The organism is Serratia sp. J2 (assembly GCF_046269175.1).
Lineage (GTDB): Bacteria > Pseudomonadota > Gammaproteobacteria > Enterobacterales > Enterobacteriaceae > Chania > Chania fonticola_C.
The window spans coordinates 285,965-309,621 of record NZ_JBKABN010000003.1; the positions used below are offsets into that span (position 1 = coordinate 285,965).

The window sequence follows — 23,657 nt, forward strand, 5'->3', positions numbered from 1 at the left end:
ACCAGGTCACTAGCATGTCTTTGCCAATTTTGCGCTCAGTGACTCAGGTCTGGCCGCCTGTGTTACTGGGCAGCCAGTTTGTTTTTAACATTGGCTTTTACGCCGTTGTGCCGTTTCTGGCCGTGTTTTTACGCGACGATATGATGCTGTCCGGTGGACTCATCGGGCTGATATTAGGTTTGCGAACGTTTTCTCAGCAAGGCATGTTTATCGTTGGCGGCGCGTTGTCCGATCGCTACGGTGCACGTATCATTATCCTCTGCGGCTGTATGATCCGTGTGGCGGGCTATCTGCTACTGGCACTTGGGCAGTCACTATGTCCGATTATCATTGGCGCCTGCCTTACAGGCATTGGCGGTGCCCTGTTCTCTCCGTCAATCGAAGCGTTACTGGCAAAGGCTGGAACGCAAAGCGAATTACAGGGCAAACGCAGCCGGGCGGAATGGTTTGCGTTATTTGCGGTTTGTGGAGAGCTGGGGGCAGTTCTGGGGCCGGTGGCAGGGGCTTTGTTGACAGGGTTGGGTTTTCGTCAGGTGGCTCTGGCGGGGGCTGGTGTCTTCGTCGTCGCACTGGTGGTGTTGTTTTTCTGCCTTCCCGCTGCGAATGTCAGGAAACAGACACTAAACATCTTTCCGTGGTGGACGACATTCCGTAAACCACGGTTTGTCGCCTTTATTATCGCCTATAGCTCATGGCTGTTAAGCTATAACCAGTTATATTTTGCGCTGCCTGTGGAGATCCAACGTGCTGGCGGCAGTGAAAAAGATCTTGGCCCGTTGTTTGTGCTGGCATCGCTGCTGATTATTGCCCTACAGCTACCGCTTGCACGCTTTGCTCGCCACATCGGAGCTGCGCGCATCCTGCCCATGGGTTTTCTGCTTATTTCCGTCTCGTTTCTCAGCGTCGCGCTGTTTGCTGCCACGCCTCCGCCAGAAAACGGTTCCCGGCTTTTGCCTGCCGCCTGTTTTGTGACGTTACTGACCCTGGGGCAAATGCTGCTGGTACCTTCAGTGAAAGATTTGATCCCATGGTTTGCTAACGAATCGACGCTGGGCGCACACTATGGTGCACTTGCCTCAGCCGGAGGATGTGCGGTATTAGCGGGAAATTTCTTTCTCGGCAACCAACTTGACGCCGCATTGGTCCCTTCCCATGAGGCCATTTTCCCCTGGCTACAACTGGCATTTTTCCCATTTTGCAGCGCGATAGCAATGGTTGTGATTTGTCGACCTATGCGAAAATAGTCTACACAACCTTCATCCGATCTTGGGATCGTCGTGACACTAACTTAAGGAAGATACTATGGTGATTTACAGTTTTTTCGTGAAGGGCGAGCAGATTGTGGTACTGGATAACTCTGTACCTGATTTCACAGACAATCAGAAACACCTGTTAGATAAAGGCTATGCCAAGCAATTTGAAGAGTTGCAATCCACTTCCCCGCAAGCGGCCCTTGCCAGATTTAAAGACATCAGGGGTGAGGAATACAAAACAGCGCATGCCTTTACTACTGGGGGCGTGTTTACCTCACTGATTGGTGCCTTATTGCCGAAAGGCTGAAGGCACAGCTTGCTGGGGGTTCAGGCGACTGACTTATGCCCCCACTTATCTATCAAAGACTGTCCCAGTCCGGCAGCTTGTTTACTCGCTTTCGCCAATAGTGATATAGCGCCATCATCAAGCCAAACAGTCCACCAGCCAACAAGCTTGTCTGCAGCGCCATCAATACGCTGTAGCATTCGCTTTTCCAAGTCGTAAACCACATAAACAGGCCCCACACAGAGCCAAAAAAGCCACCGAAGCAAAGCACATTCAACCAGAACGGCATAAACGGTGGCGGTGGCATCTGGACGCCAAACTTCCACAGCAGGCGCAGGAGCGGTGGAGCATAATTGCTACGCCACATTTTTTTCTCTGCCATCAACGCTAATGCTCGTTCTTTTTTTTCATCAAACTTCATCGTCGAGTCCTTTCACTAACAACAAGTCTATTTTTTATCAGATTGAGCACAGCTTGAGAACTGCCAGTTAAGAGCTTTTCACCGTTTAGATCCTCGCCCTACAGTGGCCAGAGATGGTTCTATCATTACCTCAGCTATAGATGTGATGCGATTCGCATCGCCGGTGCAGGACTAGCCATATCATTGGGGTTTGAGCACAGAAAGGATAGCCGAGATGGAACCACTACATGCAATCACCCTGACGATCGGCCTGTTTGTGTTAACGTTTTTCAACCCTGGCGCCAACCTGTTCGTCGTGGTGCAGACCAGCCTGGCCTCCGGTAGCCGTGCAGGCATGCTCACCGGGCTTGGCGTAGCGCTGGGTGACGCCGTTTATTCCGGGCTTGGCCTGTTTGGCATGGCAACGTTGATCACCCAATGCGAGGGGATCTTCTCATTCATCAAGATCGTCGGCGGGTTATATCTTCTATGGTTTGCCTATAAGAGTATGAATAAGCAGGCAACGCCACACTCCCCTGCGCTGCAACAACCACTCAGTGCGCCTTGGTATATCTTCTTCCGCCGGGGCCTGATCACCGATCTCGCTAATCCGCAGACGGTGCTGTTTTTCATCAGTATCTTCTCCGTAACCCTGAGCCCCAATACACCCACCTGGGCCAAACTGAGTGCCTGGCTGGGAATAGTGCTCAGTTCGGTTATCTGGCGCGTTTTTCTCAGCCAGGCATTCTCCTTGCCAGCGGTACGGCGCACCTATGCCAGCATGCAACGGATAGCCAGCCGAGCGATCGGTGTGGTGATCGGGGCTTTCGCCATTAAGCTGATTTACGAAGGCCTCACGCGCCGCTCCCTATAGCCGCTATATATCCAATGGTGTGAGTGAGATCAAGTTTGGACCTTTGTCTGCCGCTTGAAAAAACACGTGCATTTTCCCGTCAATTACTTTAGTGTTTACTAAATTTAGCAAATACTAAAGTAATTAATGACTGACGAAAACGCCTCGCTGCTTGCCAGCGCCAATGCCGCCGCGACGTTGCTCAAAGCCATGAGCAACCCCCGCCGCCTGTTGATCCTTTGTATGCTGGTTGATGCTCCAGGCACCAGTGCCGGCGAGTTAGCACTAGCTACCGGGCTTAGCCCATCAGCGACATCACAGCATCTAGCCAAGATGCGCGAGGAAGGGCTGATTGAAAGCACCCGCGATCGGCAGCGCATCAACTACTCGATTAAAAATAGCGCCGTGCAGCAGGTCATCAGCACGCTAAAAGCCATCTATTGCCCCTGAGGACACCATGAACATAGAAACGATAACTGCCCAGCAAGCGCAAAAATTTATCATGCAGGGAGCGCAGCTGCTGGATATTCGCGGAATGGATGAATATGCCCACGAGCATATTGCCCAAGCCAGCTTGCTGTCGCTGACTGATATTGAGAAAGGTGGGAAACCGCAGGCGGTTAACGAGGAGGATGTAGTGATTTTTCACTGTCAGTCTGGCCGCCGTACGGCAGAAAACGCAGCGCTATTGGCAGGGGCCGCAACACCTGCCAAGGTTTACCTGCTTGAAGGCGGTATCAACGGCTGGAAGCAACAGGGATTACCTATCGTGAAGGGTAAGAACCAGCCACTTCCCATCATGCGACAGGTGCAGATTGCTGCTGGCTCACTTATTCTGGCAGGGACAATCTTGGGGTATGTCATATCCCCCCTGTTCTTCCTGCTGTCCGGCTTTGTAGGTGCTGGGTTGCTATTTGCTGGCATCAGCGGATTTTGCGGAATGGCGACGCTGTTGGTCAAAATGCCTTGGAACCAGCCCAAATAGCGAGATGCTCAACCGTAGGGGCGCCGCTGCGCCCGTTTAACCGCTACGCCACTAGGCAAGACCCAACGAATAGACCCGTGACGACTCGCCCCACGGGTGATAACCAAGCCCATCAAAGCTGAAACCCAATTTCTCGTAATAACCGACATGATCGGTACACAGATGCAAACGGGTAAATCCCAGCTCGCTTGCGGCCTTGGCTACGTGGTTGACCAACAATGCGCCGCAACCTTGCCCACGATAATGCTCATCGACGTACAACGCACATAGCCACGGATACAGTTCCATGCGGCTGATAAAGTCATTGGTAATCAGACCCGCGCAACCCACAACGGTTTCCCCATCCAGCAACAAATACCACTGCGGCAGCGGATTTACCGCGTCGATACAACGGGTTATCGAGTCTTGATACAGCATCATGGTCTCTGGCGATGCCCACTGTCGCTGGAAATAATCGATAGCCACATCGCGATAGGCTGGCTCCTGACGCACCGAAATAATTTTCACCCAATCTCCTGATTTATTATGTGGTAGCTACATTATGCCCTATTTTTGTTGGCAGTCTGTTTGCTGAACGCATACCATTAACGCGCCGCGCTGTTATGCGGTTTATTTAATACAGGAGACGTTATGTCGCAAAATATCTATGACAATCAAACCTTCTTCGACGGCTATGCGCAACTCAGCCGTTCAGTACAGGGTTTAGATGGCGCGCCGGAATGGCCAACCATCCGCAGCATCCTGCCCGATTTACAGGGCAAAAAGGTGGTCGATCTTGGCTGTGGCTACGGTTGGTTCTGCCGCAGTGCTCGTGAGCAAGGTGCAGCCCAGGTACTGGGAATGGATCTTTCAGAGAAGATGTTGGGCAAGGCGAAACAGATGACCGAAGATCCGGCGATTGAATACCGCCAGCAGGATCTGGAAGCTCTACAACTACCAGCAGCCAGCTTTGATTTGGTCTATAGCTCGCTGACGCTGCACTATATCGAGGATCTCGGCAAGCTGTTCGCTACCGTTTATCAGGCATTGGTGAATGGTGGGGAGTTTATTTTTACCGCCGAGCACCCGATTTATACTGCGCCAAAGCATCAGGGCTGGTTAGTGGATGAAGCAGGGCAAAAATCCTGGCCAATCAATGGCTATCAGCAAGAAGGGCAACGTATTTCCAACTGGCTGGCAGAAGGAGTGATTAAGCAGCACCGTATGCTGGGCACCTATATCAATTTGCTGGTCCAGCAGGGATTCACCATCCGCTATCTGAACGAGTGGGGTCCTTCAGCTCAGCAGATTGCCGACAACCCGGCACTGGATGAAGAAAAAGAACGCCCGATGATCTTTATCCTGGCGGTACAAAAACCCGCTGCGTAATTGCTGTTAGTTTCGTAAACATCTTTAGAACATCCAATATTGGGGAGGCTGCCTCCCCCCAATACTTTCCAAGCTTATTCACAGCGAACGGTTCTGGGCAACTTCAGGACAACACCGTTTTCACTGCCGGTACAACTTACTCGCTCGCCATTTCACCTTCGTGGCTTTCAGGCTCTGGCTCACTCTGAACTTCCTCAACCGGCGGCATTTCCAAGCGCAGATCGATCCAGCGCCCTTCAGGAATATCCATCGGCTCCCCAGCAACGATTGCGGCAGTATCAATATCAAAGCGGCGTTTGCTTACCTTGACCGTGATCGTGCCGTCTTCGGCCGCTTCGGTGGCGACGAAGCACAGGCGGTTACCGTTGACGTCCTGTGGGACTTCGATGTTCCAACCTTCCAGCGCGAAACCTAGCGAACCTGTCACTTTGTATACGCCAACCGAGACTCGCTCAGCGGTAACGCCCGCAGCCTCGCCATTCACCGCTGCCAGCCCGGACAGGGTAAAGCCATCCAGGTATTCGTCGGGCATTTTCTCTGGGTTACTGGAGAGACGCGCGATCGGTGATGCACTTTTCAAAAAACCGTTGGCATCTACGGTGGTGTTAGTGCTATGCCATAAGTTTGCCCAAGTAGACCAGACTCCAGTAGGAGCCCGTACACGAGTCTGTAAGTTATTTTTTGTCCCCCCCATTGCCCACCCTAGCTGCCACCGTGAAGCCCCATCAAAACCACCGGTAATCCCTGCCCAAGGTTCCGTTGATGGTGCGTTAGTGGTGTTTTTAAGGAACGAGAAGAACATATTTTGACCAACATTATTTGGATCAGCCATTGTTACTGGTGCTGTGCCACCCAGACCATAATTGCCCACGCTAATTGGATTAGGCAGATTTACGCTATTCCAGAAAGAGATAACGTTATGGCCTAATATGAGTTCCGGCTCACTCACACTCTCACTGCTCCAGGTCCAGTTCTTAACCATATTTGGGATTGACGTCCCATAAACAAACCCGGAAATGTTGGCAACATAAGGCCGAAACTTAACATAGACATCATACACCCCAGATGATGTTTCTATTGCACCGACATCACTAAACAACGTCCCATGCATTAAGTATCCCGTAATCGAAGCACGACCAGCAGTATTCACCCCGGAAGCTGTACCATTACCGCTTCTTAGCACAACTTGAGCAAAACCGTTATTACCTACCCCCCCGTTATATCCGTTATTCCCGCCAAACATAATCGTAACCGTAACGCCCCCCTGACCTAAATTGGTCATTGTCCCTACCTTCCGCCATGTCTCTATAGGAACTGGAGTTGAGGGAGAACCAGATAGAACGTCCATATTGAGTGATGTATACGCATTCTTTGTCGATAGATTAACGTAATCCGTACCGTTAATCCGTGCAACTGGGTCACCCGTGCTTTGAATCACTAACGGATGATCTGTACCAAGTACGACTGTATCGGCCGAATCTAATCCCGCCAATCTCTTATTATAACCCGCCACATTTTTTGCGTAATAACCAGAGTTATTTGGCACTACTGAGTTACTACTTAATGTCAAAAGACCATTATTATTAAGCGTTGCAAGTGTGTTTACAGTGCCGTCTGTGGCAACGTTATTAAAATTAAAACCACCTGGTCCATTACCTTTGTGGTTCATAAAGTCAGTTGTACCGGTACCTGATATACGGTTCCATGTCATATAAGCACCTTGGCTTGTAGGTAAATAACCCACCATACCAGATACTTTCAAATATGCTCCAAGCGATAGCGCACCTTTTATACTCTGCTCGGTTGTTTTTGATGTCGATACGCAGTCATTTTGGATCTTCGCCAGCGTCGGCACCGTTAGTTTTATACCATCATCCTTGGTAAAGGTCATATCGCCGGAGCCAGTGAACCAGCTCACCGTATCATTGCGGCTCCCCTGGAAGAAGGTCAGCATCGCCGCAAAGCGTGCGGAGAACTGGCTGATATCACCTTCATAAGTGGTGATAATCGCATAGCTCTGCCCGTTGGCCGTTGAGCCTGCATAATTGCTGTTAAGAGTCAGTGAAGTGTTGCTATTCACCTGTTTGACTTCATACAGCTTATTGTCCGGTGCCAGTAAAATCATACCTGGCATCACGCCAAACTTGGCATCGGCCCACGCGGTGCCTGTACCCGTTACAGTGGCGTTATTAGCGATTAAATTGATCGTACCTGTTTTGTACCACATAGAATTACTCTCCATAAGTATTACGGTATTTTTACTGAATACTAGAACTTAAAGTTAATAGATGAAGGGTTTGTTTTAAAAATAGATAACATTTTTTTATTTATTTTGTAAGACAACCACCCGTGAATAACTTGACGAAACTCAATCACAATAGGAATATCAGCTTCACCTGGATAGATGGGTATTGGAACGATATTAGACAATGTATCCCCCGTTTTCATGCCATCAAACCTTTCCTTGTAGGCACTAATACCATTTTTATAAACTTCGATCTCTAACCATGAACTACCATTAAAATTATTGACGGAGGTAATAAAAACCCCAAGATCTAAAATGCACATCATATTATAACGATAGCGTCCGTAAAGCTGTAACTCACGGTCAAAATAAAAATAACCACCCTTTGAGTTATTTTCATAAGATATTGTCGGAATCACTGCCGAGTTTGAGATTTCACCATCTATACGCTCGGCATAGACTGTTCCTTTTACAGTACAGTTTTCATTTATCACTACATTATTAAACGTTCCAGATGAAGCCTCGATATGCCCACGAACAGAAACCTGATTAAACTGAGCGTTACCGTCAGACTTATTGATAGCCCAGCCCTGCCTCCCATCAATGAAGTTATCAGAGCCTATCCAACCCGTTATTTTTGCATTAGTAATCGTCCCATCAGCAATAAACGCCGAGTTAATAAACGTCTGGCCATTTTGCACGGCAAAGGGAACAGACACATTGCCTTCATCTTTGGTCACCAAGGCAAATCGATCGGCTCGCACCAAGAATTGCCGATTCCCCGCGTCATCAACTCCCAACGCCAAACCAGCAACGCTGCTTTCCCCCTTCTTACTGGTTTCAACTTTTACCGACCAGGTTGCGGAGACCTTGCCATCCAAGGTCGCCTGCGCAGAACTCACCTGCTGGACTGCCGCCTTGTTATCCCCCACCGCCGTATTCAATAACTTGATATCGTTGGCCGTTGCCGATTGGTTATCGGTCACGGTTTTCGACAGTGAGGTAATCACCGAAGTATTGTCACCGGTAGCGGATTGCAAAGCGCCAATTTGCTGAGCCGTCGCACTATTGCTATCGGTAAGCGTTTGGCTCAGGGCGGTAACCGAGGCCTCATTCGCTCCTGTTCGGCTGGTCAGGTCGTTAATCAGCTTGGCCTGGGCGCTGTCCGTATCCACCAGCACCTGCAGTTGCTGATTGAGTTGGGCATTGTTGTCCCCCACGGTGCCTGCCAGCGCAGTCACCTGCTGGGATAACGCCTTGTCAGCTTCCGCACGCACCGTCTGTTCCGTCATTAAGCGCGCATCAACATCACCAAAGCTCGCGCGTAATTCGGTGATCTGCTGCGCCTGAGCACGCTGATCGTCCGCCATTACGTTCTGCTGGGTCTTGATCGATGCGGTGACCACGTCATTGCTGATAACGTCTTCCGCCTGCTTTAACGACTGCTCGATATCCGCCTTGGCAATGGCTTCAAGCGAACTGCTGAGCGAGGCCTGCGAACCAGCCGAGTCGCTTTGTGCCTGCTTCAGCTCGCCGATCGCTGCGCTGTTTTCGCCGGAGGTCGCCGTTAATGAACCAATCTGCTCTGCCATGGCCGAGTCTTGATTGGCCAACGTCTGTAGCCGATCGTTGATGGCAGCCGTATTTTGCCCGACGGTGGAGTCCAGCGAACTCAATTGCCGAGATAGCGCTTCATCCGCCGTGGTCCGGGCTTGCGATTCAGCGGCGATCGCCGCTTTATTTTCGCCACTGGCTGCCCCTAGACCGGTAATTAACGACGCTTGAGCACTGTCGCTATCCACCAGCGCCTGCAAACGCTGATCCACCTCCGCCTGATTACTGCCGACATCTGCGCTCAAATGGTCAAAGCGTTGTGACAACGCGCCAGTCTCGCTGGCCCTGGTGGTGATCTCCTGCTGCAACTGCGCAGACACATCACCAAAGTTCGCGTCCAGCTGCGTGATTTGCTGGGCCTGCGCCTGCTGCCGATCGGCGAAAACGGTTTGCGCCGTGGTTAACCGGGCGCTGCTCTCATCCAGACGTTGAACATCGTTATCCTGTTTAAGCGCCTGTTCGATATTCGCCTTGGCCGTAGCCTCCAAAGCCTGTTGCAGGCTGGCCGTGCTGCTTTCGGCTTCGGTTTGCGCGATGCCAAGGCGGGTGATGGCCGCCGTGTTTTCCTGGCTGGTCGCCTGGATCACGTCAACCCGTTGGCTCAGCGCCCCATCGGCATCGGCACGGGATTTCGCCTCAGCTTGGATAGCCGCAGTGTTACTGCCCGTGCTGGCCTGCAAACCGGAAATCTGCTGGGCCTGAGCCGAGTCTGTCGCCGCCAGCGTTTTCAGCTGTTGGGTTACATCCGCCCGGTTTTCGCTGAACTCAGAAGTCAGGCCGCTGAGCTGCTGGCCCTGTGTTTTCTGCTGATCTGCCAGCGCTTCGGTTTTCTGCGTAATCTGCGAGTTAACCTTGTCCTGTTCCGTCTTGTTGCTGCCGATTGCCTTGGCGTTGGCGGAAACGTTGGACTCGACCTTCGCCAAAGCAGAATCGGCATCGGCCTGCGCCTGCTCCAGCTTGATAATCAAACCCTGCTGATTATCCGCCGTGGCTTTCACCGAGCTGATATCCTTGGCTAACGCCCCATCGGCATCCACACGCGCCGCTTTCTCCTGCGCGATTTGCGCTACGTTCCCTTCAGCTTTGGCAATTACCACGTCTAGCTTGCTGGCCAGTTGCTGATCGCCGTCCTGCAATTGAGTGATCTGCGAAGCGACCTCAGCCATTGCCGCGTTGGTGCCGCCGGTAAGGGCATCGACCTTGGCTTGCAGTTCGGCATCTGCACGCGTCAAGCTGGCTCGGGTGCTGTCAATTTCCCCGCGCGCATCCTTGATATCGCTATTCAGCGCCTCCTGGGCCTGGGAGAGTTTTTGGCGGTTATGCTCGATGGTCAGGCTGTTTTCGATGGCGGCTTTGCCTAGCTGCGTCAAATCCTGTTGCAGCACGTCGACAGCATTGCTCAGATCGGCATTCCGGCCCGCCAGCTCGGCGTTAACCTTGTTCAGCGCCGCTTGCAGGGTATCGACATCCCCTTGCAGCGCATCCCTGTTCGCCTCGATATCGGCCTGCGCCTGGGCGATCTTCTCGGCCAGATCCTGCACGTTCTGATCCGAAGGCAGGCTGTTGATCTTCTCCAACAGATCTTTGCCCAGTTCGGTCTCGGTAATGCTTTGTGCGATCTGCGCCAGCACCACGTCCGCGCTGTCCGAAGCCATCCCGCGTACAAACTCGCTCCAGTCGGACTGGTTGCCGGTTTTGTCGGTAAAGGCCGCGCGGAAGTAAAGCACTTGCCCGGCACGTAGGCCTTGCATGTCATAGCGATGCTGCGGATAAGGCACATCGGCCAGTAAGCGTTCATCGGCGAAATCTGCCCGGCTGGCTACCATCAGGGTGGTTTTCAGGCCGTCGGCAGAGTTCTGGCCAAATCGCCAGGAAAGCTGGATGCCAAACACCACATCTTTGGTTGCCGTAAACGAAACGATCTTGGGCGGCACACCCGCTTTTCCTGCCAGATAGCTCGGCTCGGCATGACCCCACTGTGAGGAAACGCCCACCGCATTTACCGCTCGTACCCGCACATCGTAGTTACCGGCATAAATGCCGTTAACGTCAAACCCGAGCGAAGGCGTCGATCCCACATTCACCCAGTTGCCGTTATCTTTGCGCCACTGGGCTTCATAGGTCACCGCGCCAGCAACAGCGCGCCACTGCACCCGCATTGAGGCAACGTTAATCCCCTGGCTAACGTAGTCGTAGCGCGAGAGGGCGATATTCGCCGGAGCTGGCATCGCTCCTGGTGGCGTCACGGTGATTGGCGGCGCATCCAGGTGGATGCCGTTATCGATAAAGGCGTATTTATCCGGATCGTGCTCAACGGCGTTAATGGCGAAGGTGCCATCATCGTTGGACTGGACCGACACCACGCGGAACTGCTGGATCGCCAGGCTGTCGGAATCGATACTCCAGACCGCTTCAGGCTCTGGTTGCTGGCGGAACGGAGCGGTCAGCGTCACCGTAAGCTTGTCCGCCGCGATACTGGCGATGGTGCGAGCCTGCGCCGTGCCGTCTGGCAGATTGACGATCAGGCGATCGCCTTTGCCGAACGCTACTTCACGATCCAGCACCACCACGCGATCCTGCGCGGAATGGATGCGCCCACCGTTGGTCTTGCCTGCCAGCATGGCATCCGCAATGCCGATGATCCGAGCTGGCAACGGGATATTGCCGTCCAACCCGACGGTAAAGCTGACAGTACGATCTTTGGCGTTACTCAGGATCGCCCAGCGCCCACGGCGGTGAGCCTCGGTGCGCCGCGTACAGCCAATGGCGGTGATTTCAGTCTGGTTAACGCCGTAGCGCTTCACCAGTTCGTTATCGTAAGCCGCTTCCACCGCGTCGGCATAATGGTTGGCCGGATCGCCCCATTTCACCAGCGCAGAGGTATAGCGATTCTTGTAAGAACCCGACGCATAGGCAAATTCACCACCGATGACGTTGGCCCGCGAATAAACGAAATCCACATCGCGCGGCATATCCGCGTAGGCAAACAGCTGGTCGTTGCCCCAGTAGGTGATACCGCGGAAGATGGCGGCGATATCCCGCAATACGGTGTAGGCATCCTGCTGCGACTGGATATACACGTCGCACAGGAAACGCGGTTCTTTGCCCCCGCCCCCCAAACCGTCATCAATCAGCTCATCGCAATACTGCGCGATGCTGTACAGCCCCCATTTGTCGATCTCGGCGGCGGTTACCCGGTTGCCTAAGCCGTAATTCTTGTCCAGCGCGATGTCGTAAAACACCCAGGCAGGGTTGTTGCTCCAGGCCCATTTAAAGCTGCCATCCCAATTGCCGCTATACGTCCGCGCCAACGGATCGTAGTTGGCCGGCACACGGATAATTTTGCCCTTCGGCTTGAGCGTAATTTTCGGCACTGAACTGAACTGCTGGGCATCGAACTCGATAAACAGCAAAGCGGTGTTGGGATAGCGGAACTTGGCGTCCACGATCTCGGTGTAGGTCTGGATCTGGGTAGTATTTACCAGCTTGCTGCTGGTGGAGTCTGGGGTGATGCGCTTGATGCGCAGCGTCCAGCTGGTGGTCGCTTTTGGCAGATTAATCCGGTGATCGCGCTCGTACAGGCTGGTGGTTTTGCCCTTTAGCGTACCGGTGACCACGGTTTTATAGGCTCCGCCGTCGGTGGAAAGCTCGATCAGATATTCCACCAGCGAACCGTTCATATCGCCGTTATCTTCCTGCTGGAACAGCGCCGGGAAGCCCATGCGTATGCGCAGCGCGTCGATATCGGTTCGGGTGAAGGTTTTGGTCCAGACGTTAGTGGTAGTCAGCTTGACGTTGACCGGCGTTTCAGACTCTACATCCGGCATGCCCTGGATGTAATCCTGAGTCTGGGTGCCGTTACGTACCTCCCACTTCAGGCCGGTAAAGTTTTCACTGCCGTCGGGATTATGTACCGGGGTGCCGTCGAGCAGGATGCGGGTGCCGTCTAACTCACCGGCAATTTCCCCTTCAGACAGCGCCAGCAGGATTTTGATTTTAGCGTTGGACTGCAAATCATCGGGAGCTTCAACCGGCGTATGCGCCGATCCACCACCGCCCTTGCGCCCATGAATAGTTAACTTTGTCATATTGCGCCCATAAAAAAAGGCCGCGAATGCGACCTGTAGAAAAATGCCCTAAAGGGGGTTATTGCTGATTTTCGGCGTAAATGCCGGCGGAAATCACCGCGCCACCGATTTCCCGTTCGCCGTACAGCACTGGCACCGGGTAGCCCTGCGCCGTGGTGTTGACCGGTGAACCAAAGGCATAGGAGGGTTTGTTTTCTACCGACTGTGACGAAGACATGCCGAAGTTCGGCTGTGGCGTCATCAGTTGCATGACACCACCGAGTACCATTGAAGCACCCATCATTGTTAAACCGCTAACAGCGGCAACCGCCGTGGCACTAAGAGTTGCTGTTGCGCCAGAGGCAGCCAACGCCGAAGTGTAAAGTCCCATCGTTCCACCTGCGGTAAAGAATGCCCCTACCAGCGCAGCCACTCCCAAGATAATCTGAAATCCTCCGGCGCTTTTACTCCCCGCAATCACCGGCATAATGCGGATATCGGCACTGCCTTTGGAGGTGGCAAACTCGGCCAGGCCGATATTTTGTGGGCCATTGAAGAAGGCAAACTGCACACCGTCCTTATGGGCATTCATCATAAAGCTCTCAAATCCGGGCAAGGTGATACACAGCGCCCGCAGTGCTTCGCGAGTATCCGCCACCACCAGCCGATGGGTCTTGCCGAACTTTTTACCCAGTTGGCCACCCAACCGGATCAGTCTTGTTGTTTGCATCATAGAAGCTCCTTCCTGCGGACTACGCGTACCGTCCGCTCCTGAAAATATCCGCTGTAGGGATAACGCTGGCTCAGTTGGCCGAACAGGTGATGCAGCATCATGCCGTCCCCCAGATAGATACCCGCGTGGTTGGTAACCGGGGCTGAAACCTGCATCATGATCATGTCGCCCGCGCGCATCGGCCCCTGAAATTCTCGGAACCCTTCGGCGTACCAGTGATCGTCATACAGGCGGGTTTTGCCGTCGATCCACCATTCATGCTCCACCGAGTAATCGTTCAGCGCGATGCCGTGTTCCTGGCGATAGTAATCCCGGATCAATGACCAGCAGTCGGCATGCCCCAACAGCCAGCTGCGCCCGACTAACGGGCGCTCACCGCGTGGCACAACTTCGGTGTAATCTCCTTCCGGCCACGAGACGATGCCCCAGACAATGCCCGAGTGATCGCACTGCAGGCGATCCATCTCCGAAGGGATCAATACGGGCACATCAGGGTGGCTGTGAATGATGCGAATGATCTCGCCTTGATCTTCCGCCTGCGCGTATTCCTGAGGGGAAATGACAAAGTTATCCAACGCGTTTTCCGCCACATTGCGGCACGGCAGATAACGCGCCTTACGCCCGTTCTGCACCACAAAACCGCAGGACTCATTGGGATATTCCGCTGCGGCATGCTCACGAATGGCCTGCATGATTTCAGCCTGCATCATTACCTCCCCAACAGGTTGGAGCCAGGGAACCCGCCAAAGGCCAGGGGTTGCGCGTCACCGAAGCGTTTTTTGCAGGAGGATACCCGGCCACCGCAGACGTCCAACGCCGGATCGTCGATCGGTTTATCGTCCTTATCAAAACAGGCCCCGCCGCTGTAATCGCAACCTCTGCCGCTACGGTACCAACCCCGGATGCACCAGGTGCAAAGCCCGTGAATTTGCCGCGAGGGCAGTTGCTGGCCTTGCAGATCGAACGGTGTACAAAGCTGGAACTCCACCACGCTGTTGGTTTCGGTGCTTTTGCTGTCGATGTAGAAAACCTGCACTCGCTCCTGCGAAGCATCAGCCAAAGCGTTCCCCTCGGGGAAGTTGACCGCATCCAGGTATTTGGCAAAGGTGTCATGCACCCGCACTTTCGCCTGCACCATATCGTTGAAGGTCAGACACAACGAAGACACCAGATTGCTGAGGTTGGCGACGCTGAGCCTGGGCGTTGGTTGTGAACCGTCGCTGGTTGCTGCCAGGCCGGTGATCTCGTAGGGATAGGCCTCATACTCGTTTCCCTGCCACCAGATCGATTTTGGTTTCAGCCGCTGGGCATCGTTGCCCGCCGCCGCGATCTCGGCCTGAGTGTGGGGAATATTGTGCGCATGAAAGCGCATGATGGCGGCCCCAAAGGCGCTACCATCAATTTCGATCAGCTGGATCAGTTCCCCTGGCGCCAGCTTTTGCACTTCACTGTTAAATGACATGATTGCACCTATACGCCGAAGGCTTGTTCAAAGGCAAAACTCAACGCCTCCACATTGCGCGCAAGCGGCGTGACGGAGATTGAATCCGACTTGACGCGAAATAGCGCTTTCTTGCCGTTGGGCGGCGTCCAGAAAAAGGCGACGAGCACGTGTTGATTTAAAAAGGCCAGCATCGACTGGGTCACGGCCGGATGGCCGGTATAGGCCAACTGCCACTGCTGCACCGCCTGGTTCAGCCCGTTGCTGCTGACCTGTTTATAGCCGTCGCCGAACTGCGCACTTCTGACGTTATGGACAAAGTTACCACTAGGCGAGGCCTGGGTTTGCCATTGGAAAGTATCGATAAGCATAAAGACTCCGAGCAGTAATAACCGTCAGTCGTTGGGCCAAAATTACCCCTCACCCTAACCCTCTCCCACAGGGAGAGGGGACTGTACGTGCCACATATTGGATCATGCATTCGTCTTTCCTATCACCCTTGTTACAGGTTACTTCTGTACCTGAACACGGCGCCATACCAGCTCCCTCTCCCTGTGGGAGAGGGTTGGGGTGAGGGGAAATAACGATTGAGATGCAATTAATGGGGCCTGATGACAGACTGCGGTTGTTACTATTGATAATTGATAAGGTGATTTAGCGGGCCGCTGAAGCATTCCAGATCAGGCCGCCCGGCTTGAGCTCTTTGCCCAAACGTTCGGTGATTGCCTGATTAACGATGCCCTGCACCAGCTTGCCCATGCCGTCACCGGCAGAGGAACTATTAGCCGTATTCGCCGAGCCGTCATTGTTCATAACCACGGTGCTGTTGACCGTAATGCCACCGCCCTGCTCTGCCGCCAGGCCGTACATCGGCGCTTTGTTACCACCCACCAGGCCACCCTCCGCATAGCCGCGCATCATGGCGTAGAGATTGCCCACGCCGATCCGCTGGGTAGCTTCTTTGGTCATCACGAACTCGCCACGATGCACCACGCCCGCCTGATCGTATTTACCGCCGTCACCGGTATAACCACCACTGGAATGTCCTGTTGCTGCAGCGGATGGGTTAATCCAACCCATTGCTTTTTGGATGACAAAGGCTACCAGCAGTTGGTTAATCACCTGGATAATCATTTTCAGGATCGAGGCGGTAAACTCTTGGAAATTGGCTTTGCCAGTGGTCACCATGCTGGTAAGCATGTCTGATAAACCGCTAAAGGTGGCCTGACCGATATTGGCCATTGAGTCGTACACATTAGTGGCGGAGTCCAGATACTCACTCCAGCCTTTTTGTGCTCCATCAAGCCAACTACCACGAATTTTGTCCTCAGCCGCATGGTAGTCTGTGAGAGCTTTTAATTGGCCCTCATAATCCTCACCTGATGTCTTTCCTCCTTTTTGAATCCATTCTTCATTAAACTGAGTAACACTTGTCTCACGCTGGGCAATTCGATTACTTTTACCAGCGTTATAAACTAAACTCCTCTGTCGCTTACTCATGTTTTTTATATAGTCAGATGAAGATTGCTTAAGTAGTTCTTGCGTATCTGGAACAGTTGGAGCTACAACTCCAACTGTAGGAGCCGGCGCTATATTTCTATGAGGGCTTGAGTATGTCGCTCCTGATGGTTTATTTCTAAGTGTCGCCCTGGCATCATGCTCCTTTTTTAACTGGTCTATAGCTGACTTTTGTGCAACATTCCCTGCAGAGGTAGATGCTGACAAATCGTTAGTTAAATTAACAACCTGTTCCAGAAGCCAAACTTTACCTTCAGCATCTGAAATTATCTTCTTTTTATCTACGATTAGTCGAGAATCAGTACCATAGTCTGGTTTCGTTTTCGCATCAATATCCCGATAACGATGTAAATTGTTTTTTACATTAGTAACATTTAACCTGGCAGCGTCAAGCTGTTCTGAAAGGGTATCATCTCGACCGATACCTTTCAGCATATTCCAGAATGAGCTCCAGCTAGATTTAGCTATAAGAACGGCTTTATCTATATAACCAAGATTTTCGATTAATTTCTTTGTGCGATCTTCGAAGTTGCTTGTCGTCTTTTGGGCTATCAAGTCGCTAGCTTCTGCAACCTTCCCTTGTTCTTCCAACTGAAGAATATGTTCAAATTCAGCGACAGACAAATAATTATAGGCTTTATTTAATTCATAAGCACTGGTTATTGGATCGGTAAATATTTTCTTATACGCATTGATAGCTTGCTCTGCGGTCTGGCCGGTGGCTTGTTGTAGTGCCAAGACACCTTTTGTTACCCCGTCAATTTGCTCACCAGAGAATGCACCGGTTCCAACTATTTTTGCTATGGTTTCAGAGGCGGTATCCATACCGCCACCCAAATCAGCATATTTACGCGCTAAATCCTGTAATTGGTCCGAGCTCTTCCCTGCATAATTACCGGTTAGGATTAACTGCCTGTTAAATTCTTCAGACTCTTTTGCACCTTGATAATATGCGGTACCAAGCAATGCTATTGAACCCACAGTTAAAGCAACCGGAGCAGCCATCCTTCCTAATGGAGCAAGTAATTTCTGCACCTGATCATAGGTATCTACTAGCTGTGAACCTTGGTCCAAAGCCTCTTTCCAACCAAAATCTCCAGAGTTAGAGCCAGAAATGGAAGCTGTATTCGAAGCTTGTCCCTGCATACCTTCCAGCGCTTGCCGGTATTCTTCTATTGCTGCAGTGCTTCTTCTCAGGTTAATTATAAATGCATTGGTACTATCTCCTAGCTGAGACAGTTGTCTACCAATATTGCTATAACGGCTGATCTCCTGCATTCCGCTACGTAAAGTACGATTCAACATTTCGAATCGTCCCGTTGCCACAGAAATGTTGCTTTGCAAATCAACCAGATCTCTATTAGCCCGCTGCAAATCACTGGCATTAACACGCAGCGTCATAGTTGTAATATCTGCCATGCCTTACTCCTGGCTATAACAATAAAGCCAGCTCAAGGCTGGCATCATCGCAGACGATTATTTTTGGTGGATCACCTTAAGCGCTGCGGTTTCCATAATTCGGATGTCATTTAACACGCTTGCTTCATCCTCCACGGCATAAACCCGCATTAACCAGGGAAGGCAATTGTAATCTAACCCCGTAATACCTCCCATACCGGTACGCCATTGGGTTGCCATCGCTTGAAAAAGTTGGAATGCAGGCTGCATATCTGGCCAAACATCGAGAACGGTTGTTTCATAGTCATCGGCAGATAGACCAAATGCAGCCAGTTCTTCACGGGGCGTTTCCGGAGAATAGAAGGCTTCAGCAAGCGCGATTAGTTTTTTTCTCGTACCGCCATCAGCTCTTTGGTATAAGCCGTAGCGATAGCGTCAAAAGCACGTGGATAGTTGTCCAGCAAAGTGATTAGACTTTCCTGATTCAACTCATCGGGTAAAGTCCAAGTAGCGCAGATCTCACGTAAGAAGTCGGCCATCGGTAGATTGCTATAGTTGCCAGAGCTCAACTGCTCTTCGCTGGCCTCACGAAGCGCTTTCTCCAGTTTTTCCAATTCACTGCGCTTTTTGTGTTTGAAAGTAAACGTCAATACCCCATCACTGTCACCTGCGCGAGGAATACTGACATCGACTTTAAAGGTTGGATTCGGTGTCAGATTAAATTCGGTCATGATTATCTCTCTATCGTTAAATAATTCGGCAAAAAATCGAGCCCGAAAAATATCGGGCTCGTTGATGGACTGATTAAGCAGTCACTTTATAGAACGTCATATCGCAAGACTGCACCGCCAGCGCCACCTGCACGGTTTCAACCTGGTTAACCGCGGTGGTGGGCTGCGGATCAAAAGCCGGTACCGCAGACCAGTAGCGCAGCTCCTTGGCTTTTGGCACATGCATGTAGAACGCCAGCGTGACGCCATTGCGATCGGCATCTTGCAGCAGGCTGTAGATCGGCTGGGAAGCATCGTGCGCAAAGGTAAAGGTCTGCGTTTTGGCCGCTTTAAAGGTGGCAAGGTTACGCTGACGATCGTCTTCCAAGAACTGCACCTGCACGTATTGCTGATCGCCGCCAGACTGCGCTACCTCGGTGATCTGAGGAATTTGCGTCCAGCTGGCGATCTTCTGCAAAGAGCCTTTGCCGCCACCGGCTGGGAAGAAGCTCACGTCGGTGGTATTGATGGCACCGATGGTGATGCTGGTATCCACTTGGGCAGTGATCTTGGCCACCAGACTGTCGATCAGGCCCCAACCGGAGCGCACCATTACGATGTCACCCACCTTCAGGTTGTGGCCGGTGGCCACGGTAAATACGGCGCCGTTAGCATTGCTGACTGCGGTGGTTACTACGCCTGGTGCTGTTGGCGCGCCAGCAAATACGGTGGCGCCATTTGGTAATGCAAAACCCATGGTAATTCTCCAATTTCAGATATAAAAAAACCGCCGAATGGCGGTATGCTTGGTTTACGTGCTGGAGAGTTCCTCCAGCGATGTTTACTACACTAGTGTGTTATTAATACCCGGCCCAATAACCGATGGTGACTGGCAGGGTATATAATTCATCCTTGGTAATCGCTGGCAGGATATTGCCACCAGCATTGACATAACAGTTAAAAGCATCGTCCGCCAGTACCAACCCCCTGGGGAATAATGAGATAATCTCCTCCGCCAGTTGATAGCCAGTTTTCGCTCCTGTCCCTTTTTTCATCACAATATTAACCTGATAATTCCCGCTGTAGGTCTGTGCCTCTTGGGAAATACCTAACGCCACCGCAGGCTCCGGAGCAATAAACGGTTCCAGATGAAGATCGTCATCCGCCGTAAACGTCACATTAGCCAAGGTGTATTTAATATCATTCTCTTCAGCCCAGGCCGTTAACCTGGACTCAAACAAATCATTGATACGCAAGGTGCTCATAGCGCCTCCTGGTTTAACCCTATTGATAAGAGTGCATCACTTTAGGTTAAACCAGTAATAGCACTCTAGCTGATATATTTCGTAGCGAGAAGTTTATTTTAAAAAATATTTTATCAACTGCGAAACGCAATAACCACGCTATCAATTTACTAGATAAAACTCGTAGCGAATAGATTTTTATTAAATTATTTTTCGCCATTAATTTTAAATAACAAAACCACCCCGCATTGCGGGGTGGTAATTACTTCAATTTAAAAATTCTTTAATTTTTATTATCGGTAATAGTTTATCTATCCATTTCCAAACGAATATTCTGACTGACCAGACAACCCTCGATAAAACTTTCTGCCACCTGCATCTGTTGCCTTACCCGGCCTTCCGAACATTTCCAGCCGCGAGCAATGGCGGACTTCGATTGCCCGTAAACGTAGTAACGCAAGATCAGTTCCAGCTCCTCCGGCTGACGTAGGGCCTGGAGGTGAGCAACGGCGCGATCCACCACCAAGCCGTCCTCGTCACAGCAAGAGGCCTGCTGTTTGCTACTGCCCGGCAGCAACCCTTTAAAACCGGCGGCGATATGCGAATATCCCAGAGAAGAACTTTCCCGTGCCCACACGCCCCAACGCCCCAAAACCTGTTGAATGTCCCGCATAAGACCTCCTTATTTTTCTTGGCTCTAGTGTAACCAGGCGAGGCAAAGCCGCCCATCGATGGGTGTTGTAGGAAACCTCACAGGACAAAGCAGGGGGAAAAACGAGCAGAAAATGAAGGTATTGGTGCAGCACTATTGCGGGAGGATAGCGCCAGAGGTGGAAAAAAGCATTAAATATCAGCCTTCGGAGGAGATGCCTCCCCCGAAGCGGGCGCAGATCAAGATATGGCAAACTGCTCGAGTACCTTGCCTTCCATACGATAGCGCACCCATTCATCTTGCGGAGCCGCACCAATGCTGAGATAGAAATCAATCGCTGGCTGATTCCAGTCCAGCACGCTCCATTCCAGGCGTCCGCAACGGCGCTCGCAAGCAAGCTGAGCGATATGGCGCAGCAAGGCTTTGCCCGTTCCCGCCCCACGGAACTTGGGCGTGATATACAAATCTTCCAGGTAGATGCCGTTCTTACCCAGCCAGGTCGAGTAGCTCATAAAGAACACCGCATAGCCTGCTGGCTCACCATTGACACTGCAAATCAGCGCCTCTGCGCAGGCGTTGGGGCCAAACAGGCTTTCCTCGATCTCTGCCACGTTAGTGCGCACTTCATCACGAGCCTTTTCGTACACAGCCAGCTCAATAATCATATCCAGAATGAGCTTGGCATCGGCTTTCACCGCCGGGCGAATTTCAATTGTCATAGATGTTCCCTAACTAGAGTGATTTTCCTGCTGCCAGCATAATACTTAACCAATTCAGGCACAAACGGCAATTTACCGGGCATCTGAGCGGGCACGTACCTACGTAAGGTGGCCGTTGAGGAATGTTTATAGAGGAATGCCTACGGTCTCCTATACTCAGTTTTCCCCCCTAACAGATCTGGAGAAACGATATGTCATTTAGCGTGGGTGATTTTGTGCAGCGTAAAACCGGTGGGCCAAAAATGACCGTTATCGAAGAGGATGGAGAGGCGCTGATATGCAGTTGGGTCGAACTGGGGGTTGAACAACGCACCGAGGTACAGGCCAACGAAGTGAACCCCTATCACGAAGACGACGACTTCGGCGTCTGCTGATATTCCGTTTGCTCCCTGAAGCCATGTCCCTGGATAAAAAGTGAAGTTGATCTAGTATTTACCTGGTACAGCAACCTATTTTGGGTAGTGGTTAAGGGGTTCACAATGAGCGAAAGTTTAAAAGACGGCACCATTCTGTTGGCCAGAATTTTGCTGATGATCCTGTTTCTGATTTTCGGTTGGATGAAGCTGACCAACTTTGGTGCCACGGTCACGGCGATGGAGGGCTACGGTACGCCAATGCCTTACCTGGCCGCGGTTGTCGCCGTGGTGGTGGAGTTCATTTTCGGTATCTTCATCGTGCTGGGGGCCTTCACCCGGCCGATAGCCATCATTTATGCGCTCTATGTGCTAGGCACCGCCTTTATCGGCCACCCGTTCTGGCGGTTTAGCGGAGCAGAAATGATCGGCAACGAAATCAACTTCTTTAAAAACATCAGTATTATCGCTGGCCTGCTGCTGCTTGCCGTCACCGGTGCTGGCCGTTACTCTCTGGATTATAAGTGGTTTAAACGCTAACTCTCCCCTGTGGCGGCGTCGCAATACGCCGCCATGTTTTACCTCGACTCAGGCAGCCTAGCGGGGTTGCAGGCAGTTATCTTCCTTCCAGCCATAGAGCCATTCCAACGCACGGTAGAAATCTGCTTGCGATTTACCCTGCCATAACAGATTACGTACCGAACGCTCGACGCCTTTGGCGTGATATAACCGCCCCATTTCACGGGTAGACCAGACAATACGCGCCGTACGCGGAATGCGTACCGACTCGTACAACGCAAAGGCCGCCGCGAAATCGCCGTTACAATGAGCGATAGCTTCCCCCAACGTAACGGCATCCTCCAGCGCCATGCAGGCCCCTTGCGCCATATATTGCGCCACCGGATGCGCGGCATCGCCGACCAATGTCACGCGTTGGTTACCCCATTGGCTCACCGGTTCACGATCGGCTGTAGCCCAGCGGCGCCAAGAGGTTGGCTTATCCAGCATCTGGCGCGGACGCGGGTGTATGCCAGCAAAATATGACATCACCTCTTCTTTGCTGCCATCGGTAACGCCCCACTCTTCCGCCTGACGACTGTGGAAGGTCACTACCAGGTTATATTGCGCTCCGCCGCGCAGCGGATAATGCACCAGATGGCAATGTGGTCCGGCCCATAGCACTGGCGCGTTTATCTGCAAATCTTCTGGCATATCCGCCGCGTCAATCACCGCGCGATAAACGACATGCCCGGTCACTCGGGGGCTATCATTCAACAGCGAAGCGCGCACTACCGACTTAACGCCATCACATCCCAGCAGGATATCGGCCTGATAGCGGTTACCCTCGCTGTCGAAAACCTCCACATCATGCGGATTAATACGGATATCCACCACCTGCGTCGAGGTTTTATAGCTCACCAAAGGATTCGCCAGTGCCGCCTGCCAGACAGCATCGTGAATATCGACACGATGGATCACCGCATAGGGCCCACCAAAATGCTCGCGGAACGCCTGCCCGGTATCAATACGCACCACTTCATTGCCATCGACCGCATCCATCATAGAGATATGATCGGTAAACACCGCCCGCTGACGCGCAACTTGCCCAGCCCCCAGGCTATCAAGTGCCGAAAAGGCGTTGGGACCAAGCTGAATGCCAGCCCCAATTTCGCCAATCTCATGGGCGCGCTCCAGCAGCAATACCTTGATGCCCTGTTTCGCCAAAGACAGCGCCGTAGCCGCGCCACCAATCCCACCACCCACTACAATTGCCGTTGCCTGTTTGCTCATGATATTTCCCCAATGTTTGCCCTACGC

The 23,657-nt window shown here is 52.1% G+C and carries 24 protein-coding genes; 8 read left to right on the top strand and 16 right to left on the bottom strand.

Annotation, left to right across the window (positions count from 1 at the left end):
* Positions 1 to 14 precede the first annotated feature (14 nt).
* Positions 15 to 1,244 carry an MDR family MFS transporter gene (locus tag ACKWMY_RS04910; protein ID WP_409485976.1) on the top strand — a complete coding sequence of 410 codons (1,230 nt, stop codon included), beginning with the start codon at positions 15 to 17 and terminating at the stop codon, positions 1,242 to 1,244.
* A 58-nt stretch (positions 1,245 to 1,302) separates the two neighbouring features.
* Positions 1,303 to 1,560: a hypothetical protein gene (locus ACKWMY_RS04915; RefSeq protein WP_098929996.1), complete on the top strand. Its 258-nt coding sequence runs from the start codon at positions 1,303 to 1,305 to the stop codon at positions 1,558 to 1,560.
* Positions 1,561 to 1,612: 52 nt separating this feature from the next.
* Here the strand turns inward: ACKWMY_RS04915 and ACKWMY_RS04920 are convergent, their stop codons facing one another.
* Positions 1,613 to 1,960, bottom strand: a complete 348-nt coding sequence (locus ACKWMY_RS04920; protein ID WP_409485977.1) for a DUF6404 family protein — start codon at positions 1,958 to 1,960, stop codon at positions 1,613 to 1,615.
* Positions 1,961 to 2,174: 214 nt separating this feature from the next.
* Here ACKWMY_RS04920 and ACKWMY_RS04925 point away from each other — a divergent pair, with 214 nt between their 5' ends.
* The 3 genes from ACKWMY_RS04925 to ACKWMY_RS04935 all read left to right on the top strand — a co-directional run bounded on the left by ACKWMY_RS04925 (position 2,175) and on the right by ACKWMY_RS04935 (position 3,777).
* Positions 2,175 to 2,813: a LysE family transporter gene (locus tag ACKWMY_RS04925; protein ID WP_409485978.1), complete on the top strand. Its 639-nt coding sequence runs from the start codon at positions 2,175 to 2,177 to the stop codon at positions 2,811 to 2,813.
* 126 nt (positions 2,814 to 2,939) lie between these two features.
* Positions 2,940 to 3,242, top strand: coding sequence for an ArsR/SmtB family transcription factor (locus ACKWMY_RS04930; protein WP_024530946.1), 303 nt, complete (start codon positions 2,940 to 2,942; stop codon positions 3,240 to 3,242).
* A 7-nt stretch (positions 3,243 to 3,249) separates the two neighbouring features.
* Complete coding sequence (locus ACKWMY_RS04935) at positions 3,250 to 3,777, top strand: rhodanese family protein (RefSeq protein ID WP_024530945.1); 528 nt, start codon at positions 3,250 to 3,252, stop codon at positions 3,775 to 3,777.
* Between the two features lie 51 nt (positions 3,778 to 3,828).
* Here the strand turns inward: ACKWMY_RS04935 and ACKWMY_RS04940 are convergent, their stop codons facing one another.
* Positions 3,829 to 4,284 (bottom strand): GNAT family N-acetyltransferase, encoded by a 456-nt coding sequence (locus tag ACKWMY_RS04940; RefSeq protein ID WP_024530944.1) that lies wholly within the window; start codon positions 4,282 to 4,284, stop codon positions 3,829 to 3,831.
* A 123-nt stretch (positions 4,285 to 4,407) separates the two neighbouring features.
* Here ACKWMY_RS04940 and ACKWMY_RS04945 point away from each other — a divergent pair, with 123 nt between their 5' ends.
* Entirely contained in the window at positions 4,408 to 5,145 is a 738-nt protein-coding gene (locus ACKWMY_RS04945; RefSeq protein ID WP_409485979.1) for a class I SAM-dependent methyltransferase, read from the top strand.
* Between the two features lie 136 nt (positions 5,146 to 5,281).
* Here the strand turns inward: ACKWMY_RS04945 and ACKWMY_RS04950 are convergent, their stop codons facing one another.
* The 13 genes from ACKWMY_RS04950 to ACKWMY_RS05010 all read right to left on the bottom strand — a co-directional run bounded on the left by ACKWMY_RS04950 (position 5,282) and on the right by ACKWMY_RS05010 (position 21,486).
* Complete coding sequence (locus ACKWMY_RS04950) at positions 5,282 to 7,372, bottom strand: hypothetical protein (RefSeq protein WP_409485980.1); 2,091 nt, start codon at positions 7,370 to 7,372, stop codon at positions 5,282 to 5,284.
* Positions 7,373 to 7,413: 41 nt separating this feature from the next.
* Positions 7,414 to 13,092: a phage tail tip protein gene (locus ACKWMY_RS04955; protein WP_409485981.1), complete on the bottom strand. Its 5,679-nt coding sequence runs from the start codon at positions 13,090 to 13,092 to the stop codon at positions 7,414 to 7,416.
* 58 nt (positions 13,093 to 13,150) lie between these two features.
* Entirely contained in the window at positions 13,151 to 13,801 is a 651-nt protein-coding gene (locus ACKWMY_RS04960; protein ID WP_404828504.1) for a tail assembly protein, read from the bottom strand.
* The gene (locus ACKWMY_RS04965; RefSeq protein ID WP_409486001.1) at positions 13,801 to 14,511 is read right to left on the bottom strand and encodes a C40 family peptidase; all 711 of its coding nucleotides are present in this window, start codon (positions 14,509 to 14,511) and stop codon (positions 13,801 to 13,803) included. The genes ACKWMY_RS04960 and ACKWMY_RS04965 overlap by 1 nt, the downstream gene beginning before the upstream one ends.
* A 2-nt stretch (positions 14,512 to 14,513) precedes the next feature.
* Positions 14,514 to 15,266, bottom strand: a complete 753-nt coding sequence (locus ACKWMY_RS04970) for a phage minor tail protein L (protein ID WP_074029550.1) — start codon at positions 15,264 to 15,266, stop codon at positions 14,514 to 14,516.
* An 8-nt stretch (positions 15,267 to 15,274) separates the two neighbouring features.
* Positions 15,275 to 15,616 carry a phage tail protein gene (locus tag ACKWMY_RS04975; RefSeq protein WP_024486957.1) on the bottom strand — a complete coding sequence of 114 codons (342 nt, stop codon included), beginning with the start codon at positions 15,614 to 15,616 and terminating at the stop codon, positions 15,275 to 15,277.
* A gap of 283 nt (positions 15,617 to 15,899) precedes the next feature.
* On the bottom strand, positions 15,900 to 18,182 hold the full coding sequence (locus ACKWMY_RS04980; protein ID WP_409485982.1) for a phage tail tape measure protein: 2,283 nt from the start codon (positions 18,180 to 18,182) through the stop codon (positions 15,900 to 15,902).
* A gap of 57 nt (positions 18,183 to 18,239) precedes the next feature.
* Positions 18,240 to 18,431 (bottom strand): DUF1799 domain-containing protein, encoded by a 192-nt coding sequence (locus ACKWMY_RS04985; RefSeq protein WP_024530935.1) that lies wholly within the window; start codon positions 18,429 to 18,431, stop codon positions 18,240 to 18,242.
* A gap of 110 nt (positions 18,432 to 18,541) precedes the next feature.
* Complete coding sequence (locus tag ACKWMY_RS04990) at positions 18,542 to 18,892, bottom strand: phage tail assembly chaperone (protein ID WP_029711939.1); 351 nt, start codon at positions 18,890 to 18,892, stop codon at positions 18,542 to 18,544.
* Positions 18,893 to 18,965: 73 nt separating this feature from the next.
* Positions 18,966 to 19,628, bottom strand: a complete 663-nt coding sequence (locus ACKWMY_RS04995) for a phage tail protein (protein ID WP_024530933.1) — start codon at positions 19,626 to 19,628, stop codon at positions 18,966 to 18,968.
* Positions 19,629 to 19,731: 103 nt separating this feature from the next.
* On the bottom strand, positions 19,732 to 20,136 hold the full coding sequence (locus ACKWMY_RS05000; protein ID WP_409485983.1) for a phage tail terminator-like protein: 405 nt from the start codon (positions 20,134 to 20,136) through the stop codon (positions 19,732 to 19,734).
* A gap of 286 nt (positions 20,137 to 20,422) precedes the next feature.
* On the bottom strand, positions 20,423 to 20,788 hold the full coding sequence (locus ACKWMY_RS05005) for an antiterminator Q family protein (RefSeq protein WP_021807641.1): 366 nt from the start codon (positions 20,786 to 20,788) through the stop codon (positions 20,423 to 20,425).
* A gap of 218 nt (positions 20,789 to 21,006) precedes the next feature.
* Positions 21,007 to 21,486: an N-acetyltransferase family protein gene (locus tag ACKWMY_RS05010; protein ID WP_409485984.1), complete on the bottom strand. Its 480-nt coding sequence runs from the start codon at positions 21,484 to 21,486 to the stop codon at positions 21,007 to 21,009.
* Between the two features lie 191 nt (positions 21,487 to 21,677).
* Here ACKWMY_RS05010 and ACKWMY_RS05015 point away from each other — a divergent pair, with 191 nt between their 5' ends.
* A complete protein-coding gene (locus ACKWMY_RS05015) occupies positions 21,678 to 21,860 on the top strand; it encodes a YodC family protein (protein ID WP_021178943.1) in 183 nt (60 codons plus the stop codon).
* Between the two features lie 105 nt (positions 21,861 to 21,965).
* Positions 21,966 to 22,379, top strand: a complete 414-nt coding sequence (locus ACKWMY_RS05020) for a DoxX family protein (protein WP_074029563.1) — start codon at positions 21,966 to 21,968, stop codon at positions 22,377 to 22,379.
* Positions 22,380 to 22,436: 57 nt separating this feature from the next.
* Here ACKWMY_RS05020 and ACKWMY_RS05025 read toward each other — a convergent pair whose 3' ends face one another.
* Positions 22,437 to 23,630 (bottom strand): 3-hydroxybenzoate 6-monooxygenase, encoded by a 1,194-nt coding sequence (locus tag ACKWMY_RS05025; protein WP_074029564.1) that lies wholly within the window; start codon positions 23,628 to 23,630, stop codon positions 22,437 to 22,439.
* Positions 23,631 to 23,657 lie beyond the last annotated feature (27 nt).

Bases quoted from the DNA above. Each gene is read 5' to 3' on its own strand.
- ACKWMY_RS04910 (WP_409485976.1), top strand. From the start codon at position 15: ATGTCTTTGCCAATTTTGCGCTCAGTGACTCAGGTCTGGCCGCCTGTG.
- ACKWMY_RS04915 (WP_098929996.1), top strand. From the start codon at position 1,303: ATGGTGATTTACAGTTTTTTCGTGAAGGGCGAGCAGATTGTGGTACTG.
- ACKWMY_RS04920 (WP_409485977.1), bottom strand. From the start codon at position 1,960: ATGAAGTTTGATGAAAAAAAAGAACGAGCATTAGCGTTGATGGCAGAG.
- ACKWMY_RS04925 (WP_409485978.1), top strand. From the start codon at position 2,175: ATGGAACCACTACATGCAATCACCCTGACGATCGGCCTGTTTGTGTTA.
- ACKWMY_RS04930 (WP_024530946.1), top strand. From the start codon at position 2,940: ATGACTGACGAAAACGCCTCGCTGCTTGCCAGCGCCAATGCCGCCGCG.
- ACKWMY_RS04935 (WP_024530945.1), top strand. From the start codon at position 3,250: ATGAACATAGAAACGATAACTGCCCAGCAAGCGCAAAAATTTATCATG.
- ACKWMY_RS04945 (WP_409485979.1), top strand. From the start codon at position 4,408: ATGTCGCAAAATATCTATGACAATCAAACCTTCTTCGACGGCTATGCG.
- ACKWMY_RS04950 (WP_409485980.1), bottom strand. From the start codon at position 7,372: ATGTGGTACAAAACAGGTACGATCAATTTAATCGCTAATAACGCCACT.
- ACKWMY_RS04955 (WP_409485981.1), bottom strand. From the start codon at position 13,092: ATGACAAAGTTAACTATTCATGGGCGCAAGGGCGGTGGTGGATCGGCG.
- ACKWMY_RS04960 (WP_404828504.1), bottom strand. From the start codon at position 13,801: ATGCAAACAACAAGACTGATCCGGTTGGGTGGCCAACTGGGTAAAAAG.
- ACKWMY_RS04965 (WP_409486001.1), bottom strand. From the start codon at position 14,511: ATGCAGGCTGAAATCATGCAGGCCATTCGTGAGCATGCCGCAGCGGAA.
- ACKWMY_RS04970 (WP_074029550.1), bottom strand. From the start codon at position 15,266: ATGTCATTTAACAGTGAAGTGCAAAAGCTGGCGCCAGGGGAACTGATC.
- ACKWMY_RS04975 (WP_024486957.1), bottom strand. From the start codon at position 15,616: ATGCTTATCGATACTTTCCAATGGCAAACCCAGGCCTCGCCTAGTGGT.
- ACKWMY_RS04980 (WP_409485982.1), bottom strand. From the start codon at position 18,182: ATGGCAGATATTACAACTATGACGCTGCGTGTTAATGCCAGTGATTTG.
- ACKWMY_RS04985 (WP_024530935.1), bottom strand. From the start codon at position 18,431: ATGCAGCCTGCATTCCAACTTTTTCAAGCGATGGCAACCCAATGGCGT.
- ACKWMY_RS04990 (WP_029711939.1), bottom strand. From the start codon at position 18,892: ATGACCGAATTTAATCTGACACCGAATCCAACCTTTAAAGTCGATGTC.
- ACKWMY_RS04995 (WP_024530933.1), bottom strand. From the start codon at position 19,628: ATGGGTTTTGCATTACCAAATGGCGCCACCGTATTTGCTGGCGCGCCA.
- ACKWMY_RS05000 (WP_409485983.1), bottom strand. From the start codon at position 20,136: ATGAGCACCTTGCGTATCAATGATTTGTTTGAGTCCAGGTTAACGGCC.
- ACKWMY_RS05005 (WP_021807641.1), bottom strand. From the start codon at position 20,788: ATGCGGGACATTCAACAGGTTTTGGGGCGTTGGGGCGTGTGGGCACGG.
- ACKWMY_RS05010 (WP_409485984.1), bottom strand. From the start codon at position 21,486: ATGACAATTGAAATTCGCCCGGCGGTGAAAGCCGATGCCAAGCTCATT.
- ACKWMY_RS05015 (WP_021178943.1), top strand. From the start codon at position 21,678: ATGTCATTTAGCGTGGGTGATTTTGTGCAGCGTAAAACCGGTGGGCCA.
- ACKWMY_RS05020 (WP_074029563.1), top strand. From the start codon at position 21,966: ATGAGCGAAAGTTTAAAAGACGGCACCATTCTGTTGGCCAGAATTTTG.
- ACKWMY_RS05025 (WP_074029564.1), bottom strand. From the start codon at position 23,630: ATGAGCAAACAGGCAACGGCAATTGTAGTGGGTGGTGGGATTGGTGGC.